At 41.5% G+C, this 16,340-nt stretch carries 20 protein-coding genes; 16 read left to right on the top strand and 4 right to left on the bottom strand.

The window, feature by feature from the left end:
* Nucleotides 1-27: 27 nt before the first annotated feature.
* The 5 genes from NST14_RS24030 to NST14_RS24010 all read left to right on the top strand — a co-directional run bounded on the left by NST14_RS24030 (nt 28) and on the right by NST14_RS24010 (nt 6,664).
* Nucleotides 28-252: a spore germination protein gene (locus NST14_RS24030; RefSeq protein WP_000512463.1), complete on the top strand. Its 225-nt coding sequence runs from the start codon at nt 28-30 to the stop codon at nt 250-252.
* 20 nt (nt 253-272) lie between these two features.
* Nucleotides 273-596, top strand: a complete 324-nt coding sequence (locus tag NST14_RS24025; protein WP_001110853.1) for a hypothetical protein — start codon at nt 273-275, stop codon at nt 594-596.
* Between the two features lie 119 nt (nt 597-715).
* Nucleotides 716-4,447: a BclA-related collagen-like exosporium protein gene (locus NST14_RS24020; RefSeq protein WP_341119179.1), complete on the top strand. Its 3,732-nt coding sequence runs from the start codon at nt 716-718 to the stop codon at nt 4,445-4,447.
* A 173-nt stretch (nt 4,448-4,620) separates the two neighbouring features.
* Nucleotides 4,621-5,634, top strand: a complete 1,014-nt coding sequence (gene moaA / locus NST14_RS24015) for a GTP 3',8-cyclase MoaA (RefSeq protein ID WP_048557778.1) — start codon at nt 4,621-4,623, stop codon at nt 5,632-5,634.
* A 16-nt stretch (nt 5,635-5,650) separates the two neighbouring features.
* Nucleotides 5,651-6,664 (top strand): molybdopterin-synthase adenylyltransferase MoeB, encoded by a 1,014-nt coding sequence (locus NST14_RS24010; RefSeq protein ID WP_046198214.1) that lies wholly within the window; start codon nt 5,651-5,653, stop codon nt 6,662-6,664.
* A gap of 38 nt (nt 6,665-6,702) precedes the next feature.
* Here the strand turns inward: NST14_RS24010 and moaC are convergent, their stop codons facing one another.
* Nucleotides 6,703-7,188, bottom strand: coding sequence for a cyclic pyranopterin monophosphate synthase MoaC (gene moaC, locus NST14_RS24005; RefSeq protein WP_000094141.1), 486 nt, complete (start codon nt 7,186-7,188; stop codon nt 6,703-6,705).
* An 83-nt stretch (nt 7,189-7,271) separates the two neighbouring features.
* On the opposite strand from moaC, the gene moeA reads away from it, so the two are divergent.
* The 7 genes from moeA to NST14_RS23970 all read left to right on the top strand — a co-directional run bounded on the left by moeA (nt 7,272) and on the right by NST14_RS23970 (nt 11,950).
* Nucleotides 7,272-8,561: a molybdopterin molybdotransferase MoeA gene (gene moeA / locus NST14_RS24000; RefSeq protein ID WP_229143053.1), complete on the top strand. Its 1,290-nt coding sequence runs from the start codon at nt 7,272-7,274 to the stop codon at nt 8,559-8,561.
* On the top strand, nt 8,531-9,046 hold the full coding sequence (gene mobB / locus NST14_RS23995; RefSeq protein WP_048557779.1) for a molybdopterin-guanine dinucleotide biosynthesis protein B: 516 nt from the start codon (nt 8,531-8,533) through the stop codon (nt 9,044-9,046). The genes moeA and mobB overlap by 31 nt, the downstream gene beginning before the upstream one ends.
* Nucleotides 9,043-9,507, top strand: a complete 465-nt coding sequence (gene moaE / locus NST14_RS23990; protein ID WP_048557780.1) for a molybdopterin synthase catalytic subunit MoaE — start codon at nt 9,043-9,045, stop codon at nt 9,505-9,507. The genes mobB and moaE overlap by 4 nt, the downstream gene beginning before the upstream one ends.
* Before the next feature lie 2 nt (nt 9,508-9,509).
* Entirely contained in the window at nt 9,510-9,743 is a 234-nt protein-coding gene (gene moaD, locus NST14_RS23985; protein ID WP_000621789.1) for a molybdopterin converting factor subunit 1, read from the top strand.
* Nucleotides 9,744-9,837: 94 nt separating this feature from the next.
* Nucleotides 9,838-10,257 carry a DUF3888 domain-containing protein gene (locus tag NST14_RS23980; RefSeq protein ID WP_000717661.1) on the top strand — a complete coding sequence of 140 codons (420 nt, stop codon included), beginning with the start codon at nt 9,838-9,840 and terminating at the stop codon, nt 10,255-10,257.
* Nucleotides 10,258-10,293: 36 nt separating this feature from the next.
* On the top strand, nt 10,294-11,151 hold the full coding sequence (gene glcU, locus NST14_RS23975; RefSeq protein ID WP_000350853.1) for a glucose uptake protein GlcU: 858 nt from the start codon (nt 10,294-10,296) through the stop codon (nt 11,149-11,151).
* A gap of 13 nt (nt 11,152-11,164) precedes the next feature.
* A complete protein-coding gene (locus tag NST14_RS23970) occupies nt 11,165-11,950 on the top strand; it encodes a glucose 1-dehydrogenase (RefSeq protein WP_048557781.1) in 786 nt (261 codons plus the stop codon).
* A 72-nt stretch (nt 11,951-12,022) separates the two neighbouring features.
* Here the strand turns inward: NST14_RS23970 and NST14_RS23965 are convergent, their stop codons facing one another.
* Entirely contained in the window at nt 12,023-12,517 is a 495-nt protein-coding gene (locus tag NST14_RS23965; RefSeq protein WP_001998466.1) for a CarD family transcriptional regulator, read from the bottom strand.
* Between the two features lie 255 nt (nt 12,518-12,772).
* Here NST14_RS23965 and NST14_RS23960 point away from each other — a divergent pair, with 255 nt between their 5' ends.
* Both NST14_RS23960 and NST14_RS23955 read left to right on the top strand, forming a co-directional pair.
* Nucleotides 12,773-13,009 carry a DUF2553 family protein gene (locus NST14_RS23960; protein ID WP_000533800.1) on the top strand — a complete coding sequence of 79 codons (237 nt, stop codon included), beginning with the start codon at nt 12,773-12,775 and terminating at the stop codon, nt 13,007-13,009.
* A 1-nt stretch (nt 13,010) separates the two neighbouring features.
* Nucleotides 13,011-13,193, top strand: coding sequence for a sporulation protein Cse60 (locus NST14_RS23955; protein WP_000621751.1), 183 nt, complete (start codon nt 13,011-13,013; stop codon nt 13,191-13,193).
* Nucleotides 13,194-13,227: 34 nt separating this feature from the next.
* Here NST14_RS23955 and NST14_RS23950 read toward each other — a convergent pair whose 3' ends face one another.
* On the bottom strand, nt 13,228-13,455 hold the full coding sequence (locus NST14_RS23950) for a DUF3973 domain-containing protein (RefSeq protein WP_000498984.1): 228 nt from the start codon (nt 13,453-13,455) through the stop codon (nt 13,228-13,230).
* A 424-nt stretch (nt 13,456-13,879) separates the two neighbouring features.
* Between NST14_RS23950 and NST14_RS23945 the strand changes: the two genes are divergently transcribed.
* Nucleotides 13,880-14,311 carry an SRPBCC family protein gene (locus tag NST14_RS23945; protein WP_000437668.1) on the top strand — a complete coding sequence of 144 codons (432 nt, stop codon included), beginning with the start codon at nt 13,880-13,882 and terminating at the stop codon, nt 14,309-14,311.
* Entirely contained in the window at nt 14,312-14,635 is a 324-nt protein-coding gene (locus NST14_RS23940) for an ArsR/SmtB family transcription factor (protein ID WP_000098837.1), read from the top strand.
* A gap of 32 nt (nt 14,636-14,667) precedes the next feature.
* Here the strand turns inward: NST14_RS23940 and NST14_RS23935 are convergent, their stop codons facing one another.
* The gene (locus NST14_RS23935) at nt 14,668-16,104 is read right to left on the bottom strand and encodes an MDR family MFS transporter (RefSeq protein WP_229143052.1); all 1,437 of its coding nucleotides are present in this window, start codon (nt 16,102-16,104) and stop codon (nt 14,668-14,670) included.
* Nucleotides 16,105-16,340: the final 236 nt, after the last annotated feature.

The raw sequence follows: 16,340 nt of genomic DNA, 5'->3' as shown, positions 1-16,340 counted from the left end.
TACAGTGTACAAAAGGGGGATAGGTAAATGGGGATTAACTTACGGAAAGTAAAAATTATAAATAATACAGGGGCTGTTAATGTCGGCGATTGTTATGATATCTCACCTTTAGCTGTAGCGAAAGTGTATGCAGGTGCTGGAGGATCGAGTGCGGCTATTTTTTTAAATGGGAAAAGACAGCCAGAAGCGGTCATTAGAACATCGGTGTTTCTTCCGCCATTAGCAACGAGTACACGTACATTAGGCTCATAGAAGAAAGGTAGAGTGTAATTATGCCTGCTCATATAAAAGAGTTCGTTATTGTGAATAACACTGGGAATATATTTACTGGTGATAATCTGAGTGATACGTCATTTACTGCTTCGAAATCGTATAGTGGTTCGATGGGGTGTACTTGGATTGATGTTGTTACAGTAATAGGGACGGAGACGAAGCTTTGTTTACAGCCAGGAGATTCGGTGACGACAACATATACAAGGGGTACTCCTGCTGGTACTGTAACAGGAACAAATATGGGGCAAAGTGTAAATGCATCGGGTATAGCACAAGCTGTCCCTAATACAGATAATATGGATTCAGTTGCTGGACTCCCTTAAGGAATTAAGGGAGTTTTTATTATTTAAAATAAAAATAGTCTTTGAGATTATTTTTGTAAATACATATTAAGAAGAGGTTTGTTTAATGTAAAAATAGATGGTGTGTAGGTGGTGAAAGTGTGAGAGAGCGCGATAAACAAAATTCATTAAATTCTAATTTCAGAATTTCACCAAATCTTATTGGGCCTACCTTCCCCCCTGTTCCAACTGGATTTACAGGTATAGGGATTACTGGTCCAACCGGTCCACGAGGCCCGACTGGCCCACAAGGACCGAGAGGGTTTCAAGGTCCGATGGGGGAGATGGGCCCGACAGGACCTCAAGGCGTGGAGGGAATTCAAGGACCCGTTGGACCAATAGGCGCAACGGGTCCAGAAGGACAGCAGGGGCCACAAGGGTTGAGAGGACCACAAGGAGAAACTGGAGCGACAGGACCTCAAGGTGTGCAAGGGTTACAAGGTCCGATTGGTCCAACGGGAGCGACTGGGGCACAAGGTATACAAGGGATACAGGGATTACAGGGACCAATTGGAGCGACGGGACCTGAGGGTCCACAAGGAATTCAAGGAGTCCAAGGATTACCAGGAGCAACAGGTTCACAAGGGATACAAGGAGTGCAAGGGATACAAGGTCCACAAGGACCGAGTGGAAATACAGGGGCAACTGGAGCGACTGGTGAGGGGATAACAGGTCCAACTGGGATAACAGGCCCAACAGGGATAACTGGACCATCAGGAGGACCTCCAGGTCCAACCGGTCCGACTGGAGCAACAGGTCCGGGGGGCGGACCGAGTGGAAGTACAGGGGCGACTGGAGCAACAGGAAATACAGGAGCAACAGGAAATACAGGGATAACAGGAGCAACGGGAACTACAGGTCCGACTGGAAGCACAGGAGCACAGGGCTTGCAAGGAATACAAGGGATTCAAGGACCAATTGGGCCAACAGGTCCAGAAGGTCCGCAGGGTATTCAAGGTATTCCTGGTCCGACGGGAGTAACTGGTGAACAAGGAATTCAAGGAGTTCAAGGTATTCAAGGGATAACGGGAGCAACAGGAGATCAAGGTCCACAAGGTATACAGGGGGTTATAGGGCCTCAAGGTGTAACAGGAGCAACCGGAGATCAAGGCCCACAAGGAATACAAGGAGTACCAGGGCCATCGGGAGCAACAGGACCACAGGGAGTTCAAGGGATACAAGGTGCGATGGGTGATATAGGACCAACAGGTCCAGAAGGCCCAGAGGGACTGCAGGGCCCGCAAGGAATACAAGGTGTGCCAGGGCCAGTTGGAGCAACGGGTCCAGAGGGTCCCCAGGGGATACAAGGCATTCAAGGAGTGCAAGGAGCAACAGGCCCACAAGGTCCACAAGGAATTCAGGGAATACAAGGTGTGCAAGGGATAACGGGAGCAACAGGAGTACAAGGAGCAACTGGAATTCAAGGGATACAAGGGGAAATAGGAGCAACGGGTCCAGAGGGGCCACAAGGAGTGCAAGGTGCTCAAGGGGCAATTGGTCCAACCGGTCCGATGGGGCCACAAGGAGTGCAAGGAGTACAAGGAATTCAAGGAGCGACGGGTGCACAAGGAGTGCAAGGTCCACAAGGAATTCAAGGAATCCAAGGTCCGACGGGGGCAACAGGAGATATGGGAGCAACTGGGGCGACAGGAGAAGGCGCTACAGGCCCAACAGGAGTAACTGGTCCAACAGGGGTAACAGGCCCATCTGGAGGACCAGCAGGACCGACCGGCCCAACGGGGCCATCAGGTCCGGCGGGAGTAACTGGTCCATCTGGTGGACCACCTGGCCCGACAGGAGCAACTGGAGCGACAGGAATAACAGGAGATACTGGGGCGACAGGCTCAACTGGAGTGACAGGAGCGACAGGAGAAACGGGAGCAACCGGAGTGACGGGTTTGCAAGGTCCGCAAGGAATACAAGGTGTGCAGGGAGAGATAGGTCCGACGGGTCCCCAAGGTGTTCAAGGTCCCCAAGGAATTCAAGGAGTAACGGGGGCCACTGGAGATCAAGGTCCGCAAGGGATTCAAGGCCCACAAGGCGACATAGGTCCAACCGGCCCACAAGGAATTCAAGGCCCACAAGGTTCTCAAGGAATCCAAGGAGCGACAGGGGGAACAGGAGCACAAGGCCCACAGGGAATCCAAGGTCCGCAAGGAATACAAGGTGTTCAAGGGCCAGTTGGAGCAACGGGTCCAGAGGGTCCTCAGGGGATACAAGGCATTCAAGGAGTGCAAGGAGCAACAGGTCCACAAGGTCCGCAAGGAATTCAGGGAATACAAGGTGTGCAAGGGATAACGGGAGCAACTGGAGCACAAGGAGCAACTGGAATTCAAGGGATACAAGGGGAAATAGGAGCAACCGGTCCAGAGGGGCCTCAAGGAGTGCAAGGAATACAAGGGGCGATTGGTCCAACAGGTCCGATGGGCGCACAAGGAGTGCAAGGAATACAAGGGATTCAAGGAGCAACAGGTGCACAAGGAGTGCAAGGACCACAAGGGGTTCAAGGGATACAAGGTCCGACGGGAGCAACAGGAGAAACAGGAGCAACCGGAGCGACGGGAGAAGGATCAACCGGTCCAACAGGGGTAACCGGTCCAACAGGGGTGACAGGTCCGTCAGGAGGACCTGCCGGACCGACCGGCCCAACGGGGCCATCAGGTCCAGCAGGAGTGACAGGTCCATCAGGTGGACCACCTGGCCCGACAGGAGCAACAGGTGCGACAGGAGTAACAGGAGATACCGGGGCGACAGGCTCAACTGGAGTGACCGGAGCGACAGGAGAAACGGGAGCAACCGGAGTGACGGGTTTACAGGGGCCGCAAGGAATCCAAGGTGTTCAAGGAGAGATAGGTCCAACCGGTCCCCAGGGAATTCAAGGTCCGCAAGGAATCCAAGGAGTAACGGGGGCAACCGGAGCACAAGGTCCCCAAGGAATTCAAGGCCCACAAGGCGACATAGGTCCAACCGGCCCACAAGGAATTCAAGGTCCACAAGGTCCGCAAGGAATCCAAGGAGCGACGGGGGCAACCGGAGCACAAGGCCCACAGGGAATCCAAGGTCCGCAAGGTGACATAGGTCCGACCGGCCCACAAGGCCCACAGGGAATTCAAGGCCCGCAAGGAATTCAAGGTCCAACGGGAGCAACAGGAGAAACCGGAGCGACAGGTCCCCAAGGAATTCAAGGCCCACAAGGCCCACAGGGAATTCAAGGCCCGCAAGGAATTCAAGGTCCAACGGGGGCAACAGGATCAACCGGAGCGACAGGTTCCCAAGGAATTCAAGGCCCACAGGGAATTCAAGGCCCGCAAGGAATTCAAGGTCCAACGGGGGCAACAGGATCAACCGGTTCACAAGGTCCAACTGGAGATACAGGTCCAACCGGAGCTGGAGCCACTGGAGCCACCGGGGCGACTGGAGTTAGTACAACTGCAACATATGCATTTGCGAATAATACATCAGGAAGTGTTATTTCTGTTTTGTTAGGTGGCACGAATATTCCGTTACCAAACAATCAAAATATTGGCCCGGGAATAACCGTTAGTGGTGGGAATACTATATTTACAGTTGCGAATGCAGGAAACTATTATATAGCTTATACAATTAATTTAACGGCAGGATTAATTGTAAGTTCTCGTATAACTGTAAATGGCAGTCCGCTTGCGGGAACGATAAACGCTCCGACAGTGGCTACTGGTTCATTTAGTGCAACAATCATTGCTAACTTGCCTGCTGGGGCTGCTGTTAGCTTACAATTATTTGGAGTAGTTGCGTTGGCTACATTATCTACGGCAACGCCAGGAGCTACTTTAACGATTATTAGATTAAGTTAATAAGGAGAAAACCTTGGGGCTTCTATGCTTCAAGGTTTTTTATCTCCTTATTTGTATGTAGTCTCATTGATTAGGAAAGTTTTACTTTATTCACATGAGTAAAAACATCGCAGTTCGAAAATATATTATAATAGAATGAAAAGAAAGAAATTTGGCAGAAAGGGAGGGTGGCGATGCAGGAGATGGTTACAGATTTTTTTGGACGCCCACTTCAAGATTTGCGCATATCTGTCATTGATCGTTGCAATTTTAGATGTACATATTGTATGCCAGCGGAAGTATTTGGGCCAGATTATGCTTTTTTAAAAGATGAGTTTTTACTGACGTTTGATGAAATTGAGCGTTTAGCAAAACTATTTGTTAGCATCGGTGTAAGAAAAATTAGACTTACTGGTGGCGAGCCACTACTTCGTAAAGATTTAACAAAACTTATTGCACGTCTCGTGAAAATTGACGGGCTATTAGATATAGGGTTAACGACCAATGCAATTCATTTAACGAAGCAAGCAAAAGTATTAAAAGAAGCTGGATTACATAGAGTAAATGTTAGTTTGGATGCAATAGATGATGATGTATTTAAGGCTATTAATGGCCGAAATATTAATACAAAGCCTGTTATAAAGGGAATTATGGCTGCAAAAGAGGCCGGGCTTGATGTAAAGGTAAATATGGTTGTGAAAAAAGGGATGAATAATCATCAAGTACTTCCGATGGCTGCGTATTTTAAAGAGCAAGGAATCTCGCTTAGGTTTATTGAGTTTATGGATGTTGGTAGTACAAATGGATGGAACTTTGATCAAGTCGTTACGAAGCGAGAGTTAATTGAGATGATTCATCGCGTGTATCCGCTTGAGCCAGCTGAAGCGCATTATTTTGGTGAAGTTGCGAAGCGATATCGTTACGTTGGAACAAATGTTGAAGTCGGTTTTATTACTTCTGTTTCTGAGTCCTTTTGTTCCTCTTGTACGAGAGCGAGAATTTCAGCAGATGGAAAGTTTTATACTTGCTTATTTGCGACAGAAGGACTCGATCTAAGGGAACTTCTTAGAGGAAATCTTTCGGATGAGGAGTTAGTAAGCGTTATACAAGATGTATGGATGAATAGAAAAGATAGGTATTCGGATGAACGGACAGAAGAAAGTGCGAAAAATCGTCCGAAAATTGAAATGTCTTATATAGGGGGATAAGAAGGGAGGCTATCGTATGCAGGAGCGATATTCAAGGCAAATATTATTTTCTGGTGTTGGAGAAGAAGGACAGAGAAAAATTAGAGAGAAGCATGTGCTTATTATTGGTGCTGGAGCTCTTGGTGCAGCAAATGCAGAAGCGATTGTTAGAGCAGGTGTTGGAAAAGTAACAATTGCGGATCGTGATTATGTAGAGTGGAGTAATTTACAAAGGCAACAATTATATACAGAAGAAGATGCAAAGCAGTATAAACCGAAGGCGGTAGCAGCGGCAGAGCATTTAAAAGCGATTAATTCTGAGGTGGAAATAAATCCGGTTGTGACTGATGTAACAGTGCAGGAAATGGAAGAGTTAGTGAAGGGTGTAGATTTAATATTAGATGCGACAGATAATTTTGAAACGCGTCTTCTTATTAATGATATTTCACAAAAGTATAATATTCCGTGGATATATGGTGGTTGTGTCGGAAGCTACGGAGTAACGTATACAATTGTACCAGGAAAAACACCGTGTTTCCGCTGTTTAATGGAGCATCCAGCAAGCGGAGCAACATGTGATACGGCTGGTATTATACAGCCGGCGGTGCAATTAGTAGTTGCGCATCAAATAACAGAAGCGTTGAAAATATTAGTAGAAGACTATGGGGCGCTTCGCGAAACGATGTTATCGTTTGATCTTTGGAATAATCAACAGATGGCATTTAAAGTGAATAGACAGAAAAAAGAAACGTGTTTATCTTGCGGAAGATTACGTACATATCCGAGTTTAACATTTGAAGCACAAACGAAAACAGAAGTGTTATGTGGACGAAATACAGTACAAATCCGTCCAGGTGTGCGGAATGAATTTAATTTAGAAGAAATTAAAAAGCGCTTACAAAGAAGTGTGGATGTAAAGGCTACTCCGTATTTAGTATCGTTTCTGGTAGAGGAATTTCGTTTTGTTTTATTTACAGATGGCAGAGCTTTTATTCATGGGACGAATGATATAAATGTAGCAAAACGTTTATATGCAAGATATATAGGTTGAACCTAAAGGGAAGTCCTTTAGGTTCAACAGGGAGAAGGTTAAGACTTTCTCGTATAATCTCCACTTTTTCCACCTGTTTTTTCAAGTAAGTACGTTTCGCCAATAATCATACCTTTATCAACAGCTTTACACATATCATACACAGTAAGGGCAGTAGCGGAAGCAGCTGTTAAAGCTTCCATTTCAACACCGGTGCTACCTTCTGTTTTAACTTTTACTTCAATCAGTAATCGATATTGTTCATCAGATTGTTTCCAATCGAAAGAAACGTCAACACCTTTTAATAATAAAGGATGACACATTGGGATAATATCAGAAGTGCGTTTCGCAGCCATAATACCAGCGATTTGTGCAACTGCTAATACGTCACCTTTCCCGATTTCATTATGAGAGATTTTATCGTAAATTTCTTTTGTAACGACAATGCTAGAGCACGCAATTGCTGTTCGAACGGTTGCTTTTTTGTCGCTTATATCAACCATTTTCGCGCGTCCTTGGTCATTAAAGTGTGTGAATGAAGACATGGAATTCCTCCTTGAAGTAATTTCTATTTAATATATAAAGTTTAATCGAGATAAAAAAAATTGCAAATATGGGGTGAGAAACGATGGTAGAAAAACGAATTCCGATTCAAGTTGCTGAGGCAGTAGAGAGAGTAATGGAATATGCGAAAATTGGTGAAGTAGAAGAAGTTTCTATTACGGAAAGTTACGGGAGAATTCTTGGGGAGGATGTTGTCTCTGATCATGACGTTCCTCATTTTGATCGTTCTCCTTACGATGGTTTCGCAATTCGAGCGGAAGATACGAAAGAAGCAAATCAAGAGAATGCAATTGAGTTTGAAGTAATAGGAGAAATCGGAGCGGGGTCTGTTTTTCTAGATACAGTAGGATCTTTTCAGGCGGTTCGTATTATGACAGGAGCAGCTATTCCAGCGGATTGTAATGCAGTTGTAATGCTAGAACTGACGGAAGGCTTTGAGAAGAACGGAAAAACATATATGAAGTTAAAGCGTCCTTTTCATAGTGGCGACAATGTGTCATTTAAAGGGGAAGATATAAAACAAAATCAAGTTCTCGTTCAGAAAGGTGTTGCAATTAATCCAGGTGTTGCGGCCTTATTAGCGACGTTTGGATATAGTACTGTGAAAGTTGTAAAACAGCCTGTTGTTGGTATTGTGACGACAGGAAGTGAATTGTTAGAAGTACATGAGTCGTTACAGCCGGGGAAAATTAGAAATAGTAACTCTTATATGATTGCTGCTCAAATTATGAAAGCCGGAGGTAAAGTCCGATATTATGGCCAACTTGCTGACGAGTTAGATGCATGTTTTACAGCTGTTCAAGCAGCGATGGATGAAGTTGATATTTTAATTACGACAGGCGGTGTGTCGGTAGGAGATTATGACTACTTGCCAGCTATTTATGAAAGATTACAAGCGAATGTACTCTTCAATAAAATAGCGATGAGACCAGGAAGTGTAACGACTGTAGCTGAAGTGGATGGAAAGTTACTTTTCGGTTTATCAGGGAATCCGTCAGCTTGTTACGTAGGATTTGAGCTATTTGTGCATCCAGTTATAAAAACATATTTGAATGCGAAAGAACCTCACATATATAGAGCAGATGCTATTTTACAAAACGATTTTCCAAAGCCGAATCCGTTTACTCGTTTTGTAAGAGCAAAGGTGACAATTGTGGACGGGGCATTACAAGCGATGCCGGTCGGTTTAGATAAATCGAGTGCGGTATCTTCACTTGCAGATGCGAATGCTTTTATTGTGTTGCCTGGAGGAACGAGAGGCTTTGAGGCAGGGATGAAAGTGTCTGTATTATTGTTAGAGCACGCTGAGGGATGTGATTGGCCATGGGCAAAGCCCCTTCAATCTTACAAATAGTAGGGTATCAAAATAGCGGGAAAACAACACTTGTAGAGAAAATTGTACATGCATTAGCTGTACGGAAAATAAAAGTTGCTACGATTAAACATCACGGGCATGGAGGGTTTCCAGAAGTAGCGCAAAAAGATAGTGAAAGGCATAGAAAGGCCGGTGCTGTCGTAAGTAGTGTAGAAGGCGCTGGATTACTTTCATTGTCGTCATTAAGAGAGGAATGGTCCTTGCAAGAAATTATCCGTTTATACGAGTTTTTTGAAGTGGATACAATTTTAATTGAGGGCTATAAAAAAGAGAGCTATCCGAAAGTGGTGTTACTTCGTTCTGAGGAAGACGTTGAACTTTTACATAAAGTAGAAAATATAGTAGCAGTTATTACGTGGTATGATGCTCCTGCAAACTTACGAGAAGAATATAAAGTATTTCATATAACAGAAGAAAAATTGTACATAGACTGGTTTTTACAAACGGTAAGGAGTGCGAAATGAAAAATACGTATTATGAAGTAATTGATACAGAAATTTCAATTGAAGAAGTAGCGAATAAGGTTATTCGCCGCGAATGTGGTGCTGTTACAACATTTATTGGAACGGTTAGAGAGTTTACGAAAGGGCGTCGTACATTATACTTAGAATATGTCGCTTATAAAACGATGGCAGAAAGGATGCTAGAGAAAATCGGATCAGAAGTGAAAGAGAAATGGCCAGGTACACACGTTGCGATTACACATCGCATCGGTACACTGCAAATTTCTGATATTGCGGTTGTTGTGGCTGTTTCAACGCCGCATCGTAAAGCGGCTTATGAAGCAAATGAATATATTATGGAACGCATAAAACAAATTGTTCCGATTTGGAAAAAAGAGTTTTGGGAAGATGGAGACTCTTGGATTGGCGATCAATTAGAAAAAACGCCATATCCGGCGGGAGAGCCTGGGAAGGAGCTATAAGTATGATTCGAGTATTGTTATTTGCGAACTTGCAAGAAGAAGCAGGAAGAAGTGAATTACAAATAGAGAAAGAAAGTATTACGGTTGCAGAGTTAAAAGATGTTATTGCAAAAGAATATAATGTACCAGTCACAGAACCAATTATGGTTGCGATTAATGAAGAATATGCAAATGAAGATGATACAATTCAATCTGGTGATGTTGTTGCACTAATCCCACCAGTGAGCGGTGGTTAATATTGGATTCATTAAAACGACTTTCCTATATAGGGAAAGTCGTTTTTTTTATGGCGTTTTTGAGAACACTAACGTATAGAACAAGGAGGGCGTTATGAAAAAAATATGTGTAATGCTAACAATGATATGTTCTATCTTTTCCTTTTTGCCAAGTTATTCTTTGGCAAAAGAATCGAATGAACAACTTTTAGAAAGTGCATTATTAAATCGATATTATTCTGTGATAAGACAAGTGACAGAAGATCAATATGAATGTGCTTCAGTTATCAATATAAAGCGTCTCGGCAAGAATGGTGAGTTCGTTCCTAGATATGAAGTGACGCTACAATTTCTTACATTTCAAGGAGCACATAATCCGCCAAATGATAAAGTTACGCTTACTTTGGAAGATTATTTAGATCACGTAAGGATAAAGAAAGTGGAGCGAGAAAAGAATGTTTCTGGTGCTATTGCAGAAAAAATTTGTGAAAGGGAAAAAGAAAAAATAAAAGCTCACTCTACTGATTCAGAGTGATAACCTATGACATTTAGTAAAGAAAGGTAATGAGCGATGGATATATTTTTAGCGATTTTACCAGCTATATTTTGGGGAAGTATTGTGCTATTTAACGTAAAACTGGGCGGGGGGCCTTATAGTCAAACGCTCGGTACAACGTTTGGCGCGCTTATTTTCTCGATTGTTGTTTATATTTTTATGAAACCAGTATTGACTCCTACTGTTATCGGAGTTGGTATTGTGTCAGGTTTATTTTGGGCGCTCGGTCAGGCGAATCAATTAAAAAGTATTGATTTAATGGGCGTTTCAAGGACGATGCCGATTTCAACAGGACTTCAATTAGTTGCGACAACTTTATTTGGAGTCATCGTATTTCATGAGTGGTCCACAACAATATCAGTCGTCCTTGGTGTTTTGGCCCTCGTTTGTATTATTATCGGTGTTATTTTAACATCGCTTCAAAGTGAAGAAGAAAAGAGTGCAGAGCAAGCGGGGAATTTTAAAAAAGGCATTATCATTTTATTGATTTCAACAGTCGGCTATTTAGTTTATGTAGTAGTGATTAGACTATTTAAAGTAGATGGTTGGTCAGCTTTGTTGCCACAAGCAGTTGGTATGGTGTTAGGGGGGATTTTGCTTACGTTTAAACATCATCCATTTAATAAATATGCAATACGAAATATTATTCCAGGATTAATTTGGGCAGCTGGAAATATGTTTTTATTCATTTCACAGCCGCGTGTTGGAGTGGCAACAAGTTTCTCGCTATCGCAAATGGGAATTATTATTTCGACGCTTGGCGGGATTCTTATATTAGGTGAAAGAAAAACGAAACGCCAATTAACAGGGATTGTTGTCGGTATCATTTTTATTATTGCAGCCGGAATTATGTTAGGTATAGCAAAAAGTTAAAGGAGGTATGGAAATGTATAGTGATTTAGAAGGAAAGGTTGTCGTTATTACAGGATCAGCAAGTGGTCTTGGAAGAGCAATGGGGGTAAGGTTTGCTGAGGAGAAAGCAAAGGTAGTGATTAATTATCGCTCACGGGAGTCAGAAGCGAATGATGTGTTAGAAGAAATTAAACAAGTAGGTGGAGAAGCGATTGCTGTAAAAGGTGATGTGACGGTCGAATCAGATGTGGCGAATCTCATTCAATCTGCTGTGAAAGAGTTTGGTACGCTTGACGTTATGATTAACAATGCAGGGATAGAAAATGCGGTACCATCGCATGAAATGCCGCTTGAAGATTGGAATAGGGTAATTAACACAAATTTAACAGGTGCTTTTTTAGGAAGCCGTGAAGCGATTAAATATTTTGTAGAACATGATATTAAAGGATCTGTCATTAACATGTCGAGTGTTCATGAGAAAATTCCGTGGCCATTATTTGTGCACTATGCAGCAAGTAAGGGTGGTATTAAACTGATGACAGAAACGTTAGCGTTAGAATATGCACCAAAAGGTATTCGAGTAAATAATATAGGGCCAGGTGCAATTAATACGCCGATCAATGCAGAGAAGTTTGCTGATCCTAAAAAACGTGCTGACGTAGAAAGTATGATACCGATGGGCTACATCGGAAAACCAGAAGAAATTGCAGCAGTAGCAACTTGGCTCGCTTCTTCAGAGGCGAGTTATGTAACGGGTATTACGCTATTTGCAGATGGTGGAATGACGTTATATCCATCGTTTCAAGCTGGGCGTGGGTAATAGAAAAGGACGAAGAGATAAAACTCTTCGTCCTTTTTTACAAAAAAAAAATAGCGGCCAGCTATTTTAAATTTAGTGATTAATTGTATCTTGAAGATATTCTGTTGCTTGATGTTCAGAAACATTTTGTACGAGTGCAACTTCACTAATCATCATTTTTCGGGCATTATCTAGCATTTGTTTTTCGCTCGCATTTAAAGCTCTCTCTTTATTGCGGCGAAGTAAATCCCGAACAACTTCTGCACTATCTTGCAGATTGCCGTTTTTCATTTTTTCCATATTCATTGTATATCTTTGTTTCCAGGAAAGTGATGTATCTGATTCCCCGTTTTGAAATTCAAGAAGTATATCATCTAACGTACCTTTATCTACGATATAACGAATACCTGATTTTTGTAATTGATCCATCGGAAGCATTACTTGCATATCCTTACTAATGATACGTATTACACAATATTGACGTATTGTTCCTAATATTTCTTTCTCTTCAATGGCTTCGATGACTCCTGCGCCGTTCATTGGATAAACGATTTTATCACCAATTTGAAACAAATCATCCACCTCCATATGTGGTAACCATCTTTAATGATAGCATAAGTGAATGTAAATGTCAAATTTTATATAATACCATAATAATTATATTTGAGTCAATAAGTAAAAGCTCTTTTTATATATATTTTTTTTGCTTTTATTTATGGATGATTTTTTTAGAAAAATAGTACAGGTGGAGAAAGGAGGCATATCCACTTATTTTTAAGCATAAAATGTAAAATCGCTAATACAATATACCTAAATCCGTTCTTTGCAAAGGAGGGAGAGAAGGTGGGGCGCACAATAAAAATTGATATTACAAATAAAGTGGTAGCTAAATTTAGACCAGATTATTTGGAATTGTATACGAGTAAATTTATGATAGGTAAGTTTTATGTCTATACTGAAGGTAAACAATATGTGTTAGAAGACGGATATATATATGAAGACGGAAAGTTTTATCGCATCATAGATACGCACCGTGGCAATAATCAAGCGGCGGAGGGCTGCGATCTAGGATGGTGTTAACATGATTCGTGTAAAAGTGTTTGATGAAAGTCACGAAAAAGACTTAGAAGACGCTGTAAATGTTTTTTTGAAAAAGATTGATGATAGTAACTTTGTAGACATTAAGTACCAAGTCGGTGTTTCTATTAACGATGACGAAAACCAAATTTATTGTTTTTCAGCAATGATCGTTTATAAAGCATAAAAAAGAGCTGGATGAGCCAGCTCTTTTTTATGCTTTATGTTGGGACAACATGTGTCGGTAATACGTTCATAATAGATTGGGTTGCGCCTAATTTCTTTGTCGTTAAAAGAGGCTCCCCTGTCTCATGATTTTGGGCATCTTTACACATACCAAGGTGATAACGATCACCTAAAAATGGATCAATATAAAAACCGTTTTTGAATACTTTATCATTCGGATGTTTTTCATGGTGAATATCAGAGCAGTTAATGCAATAGAACATAGCGTTCAACCCCTTTTTATTTTTGTTTGAAAAAAGTGAGTCGGTAGTCATTTCGCTCCTAAGGAAATGTTGAGGAGAAGAGAAATAACTACCTACTCAAATGGTGGGCATATTCCTTCTGATTTTTCATATCTCGCGTAGTGTCCCTGAGGGAAGGAGGAGAGACGAAATACGCATGATATACGTAAGGCGCTTCTTCCAAGATGAATGATGGAGTTTCATGTTGAGAGAAGTTTTTATTTTTTGTTGCCTTTGTGAGTATATTATGAGGAAATGTTCGGAGGGTGTTTGTCCTGTTGAAAAAATGTTGAGAATTTCTCAACAGTAAAAAAGAGTTAGCGTTGACATGAAACTAAAAGGTGTTATATTATCGAAGTGTAACCAAAAGGTGTTATATTTGAATGCCGAATAAAGGAGAATGGAAATGGAACAACAACATACATTAACTGACATTAAACAAACGATCGTTTTTAACGCGTCTATTCAAAAGGTGTGGAATGTAGTATCAACTGCAGAAGGGATTGCCTCATGGTTTATGCCAAATGATTTCGTATTAGAGGTAGGACATGAATTTCATATACAATCACCATTTGGACCATCACCATGTAAAGTATTAGAAATCGATGAGCCAAATCATCTATCTTTTTCATGGGATACAGATGGCTGGGTTGTTTCATTTCATCTGAAAGACCTAGGAGATAATAAAACAGAATTTACGTTAATTCACGGCGGCTGGAAACACCCTGATGAAATTCTTCCGAAAGCGAATGCGAAGAGCTCTATTATTCGCGACAGAATGAGCGGAGGCTGGGTAGCGATTGTAAATGAAAAACTGAAAAAGGTTGTCGAAGGCTAAGTGTCCTCATCAGCAGCGAAATATGATGTGTTTCAAGCAATTGCTGATCCAACCCGCCGAGAAGTAATACGGTTATTAAGTGATAAAGAGTTACCGATTTCCAAAATAACGGATCATTTTCCGATGAGTCGTACTGCGGTTGTAAAGCACCTTCATATTCTTTCAGAAGCGAATTTAGTAAGTGGAAGAAAAAGCGGAAGAGAGAAAATATATCGCTTGCATCCAGAACCATTAGAGGAATTACAACAGTGGCTCTCGTATTATGAACGTTTTTGGGATAATAAATTGTCCATGCTGAAACATATTGTGGAGAATGAAGAGTAAAAAGAGGATGACCATTTTGGTCATCCTCTTTATTATTGCTCACTTGTTTGTGTAGCTGGCTTTAATAAAAGCCAAGCGATAATTAATGTACATACTGCTAATACGAAAGTGCTCATATAAATGACGTGTACACTTGATGCTAATGCAGATTGTGATTCGGTTACTACGTTTGTTGTAGTACCTCCATGTCCGCCAGATACAAGATCAAGGTTTTTAATACCACGTGCGTGAATCATCGTATTGAAGATTGTGCCAAATACTGCCGCACCTAACGTTTGGCTAAATGTATTAATAAATGTGTTTAAACCAACGGCTGTTCCACGTGTATGAGCTGGTACGGCTGCTTGAATTGTTACCATGTAAATCGGTGTCACAAGCCCCATTCCTAAGCCGAATAATCCGACTGCCACATAAATAAGGAACGATGGTGAATGTGTTGATAATGTAAATAATAAGAACGTAGCGACTGATAAAATGCTAGCCCCAAGTAAAATGATTTGTTTCGTTTTTAATTTTCCTACTAAGTTACCAGAGAAAATAGCTCCAAATGTCCACATAACAGGGATTGGCATTAAAATAAGTCCGGCTTCTGTTGCATTTTTTCCTAATACACCTTGGCTCCAAATTGGAAGGTACATTGTAATACTAATAATCATTGCGCCAGCGATAAGCGTTAATATATTAATCGTAGATAATGTACGGTTAGAGAAAAGTGCTAGCGGAATTAATGGTTCCGGAGATTTTTTCTCGATGAATAAGAAAATAATGAATGAAACGACGGCGAAGATTAATAGGCCGATAATTGTTATATCTCCCCAGTTTTGCTTACTGCTACCTGTTAATAATGCGTATAGTAGAGCAATCGTACTTAGTGAGAATACTGTTGCACCAAGATAGTCGATATGGTGCTTAGCAGGCTTAATAGATTCTTTGTAGTAAATGGCAATCATTAAGCAAGCGATAATTCCAAATGGAACGTTTAAGAAGAAAATATAACGCCAAGAAAGAGAATCAACTAAAAATCCGCCGACTAATGGTCCGATAACACCTGAGACACCCCAAACAGCACTTATCCATCCTTGTGCTTTTGCGCGGTCTTTCGCTTCGTCATATAAGTCACCAATGATTGTCATAGTAATTGGCATGACAGCACCAGCACCTAAACCTTGAAGGGCACGAAAGACGATAAGTTGTTCCATCGATGTAACGACACCGCAAAGTGCAGAACCGACTAAAAAGATTGTAGCTCCAATAAGTAAAACTTTTTTACGGCCAAATAAATCAGCTAGCTTTCCGTATATTGGAGTTGAAACCGCTGTGGCAAGCATGTAAATTGCGTAAACCCAGCTAACAAGTTCAACGCCGGATAAATCACTCGTTATACGAGGGATCGCTGTACTAACAATCGTTCCTTCTACAGCAGAAAGAAACGTCATTAGCATTAAAGACATCATGACTTTTTTTCTCATATGTTTTCCCCTTACCCTTTTTCAAATATTCAACAATATAAAATATAAAGGTACTAAGGTAAATAAAGCAACAAAAAAGCAATGGAAAGTTAAGGGGAGGGGATATTTGTCGTTTTTTGTCGGTAAGTCGATATATTTGAAAAATCGCCGATATAAGTAGCAGAATCGCTGATATATTTGGAAAATCGCCGATATAAGTAGCAGAATCGCTGATATATTTACAGAATCGCCGATAT

The organism is Bacillus sp. FSL W8-0519 (assembly GCF_038005585.1).
In the GTDB taxonomy this organism is placed as follows: Bacteria; Bacillota; Bacilli; order Bacillales; family Bacillaceae_G; genus Bacillus_A; species Bacillus_A paranthracis.
This window is presented reverse-complemented; position numbering and strand designations above follow the sequence as displayed.

Excerpts from the sequence above, each read along its gene's own strand:
- NST14_RS24030 (WP_000512463.1), top strand. The coding sequence starts at position 28 with ATGGGGATTAACTTACGGAAAGTAAAAATTATAAATAATACAGGGGCT.
- NST14_RS24025 (WP_001110853.1), top strand. The coding sequence starts at position 273 with ATGCCTGCTCATATAAAAGAGTTCGTTATTGTGAATAACACTGGGAAT.
- moaA (WP_048557778.1), top strand. The coding sequence starts at position 4,621 with ATGCAGGAGATGGTTACAGATTTTTTTGGACGCCCACTTCAAGATTTG.
- NST14_RS24010 (WP_046198214.1), top strand. The coding sequence starts at position 5,651 with ATGCAGGAGCGATATTCAAGGCAAATATTATTTTCTGGTGTTGGAGAA.
- moaC (WP_000094141.1), bottom strand. The coding sequence starts at position 7,188 with ATGTCTTCATTCACACACTTTAATGACCAAGGACGCGCGAAAATGGTT.
- moeA (WP_229143053.1), top strand. The coding sequence starts at position 7,272 with ATGGTAGAAAAACGAATTCCGATTCAAGTTGCTGAGGCAGTAGAGAGA.
- mobB (WP_048557779.1), top strand. The coding sequence starts at position 8,531 with ATGGGCAAAGCCCCTTCAATCTTACAAATAGTAGGGTATCAAAATAGC.
- moaE (WP_048557780.1), top strand. The coding sequence starts at position 9,043 with ATGAAAAATACGTATTATGAAGTAATTGATACAGAAATTTCAATTGAA.
- moaD (WP_000621789.1), top strand. The coding sequence starts at position 9,510 with ATGATTCGAGTATTGTTATTTGCGAACTTGCAAGAAGAAGCAGGAAGA.
- NST14_RS23980 (WP_000717661.1), top strand. The coding sequence starts at position 9,838 with ATGAAAAAAATATGTGTAATGCTAACAATGATATGTTCTATCTTTTCC.
- glcU (WP_000350853.1), top strand. The coding sequence starts at position 10,294 with ATGGATATATTTTTAGCGATTTTACCAGCTATATTTTGGGGAAGTATT.
- NST14_RS23970 (WP_048557781.1), top strand. The coding sequence starts at position 11,165 with ATGTATAGTGATTTAGAAGGAAAGGTTGTCGTTATTACAGGATCAGCA.
- NST14_RS23965 (WP_001998466.1), bottom strand. The coding sequence starts at position 12,517 with ATGGAGGTGGATGATTTGTTTCAAATTGGTGATAAAATCGTTTATCCA.
- NST14_RS23955 (WP_000621751.1), top strand. The coding sequence starts at position 13,011 with ATGATTCGTGTAAAAGTGTTTGATGAAAGTCACGAAAAAGACTTAGAA.
- NST14_RS23950 (WP_000498984.1), bottom strand. The coding sequence starts at position 13,455 with ATGTTCTATTGCATTAACTGCTCTGATATTCACCATGAAAAACATCCG.
- NST14_RS23945 (WP_000437668.1), top strand. The coding sequence starts at position 13,880 with ATGGAACAACAACATACATTAACTGACATTAAACAAACGATCGTTTTT.
- NST14_RS23935 (WP_229143052.1), bottom strand. The coding sequence starts at position 16,104 with ATGAGAAAAAAAGTCATGATGTCTTTAATGCTAATGACGTTTCTTTCT.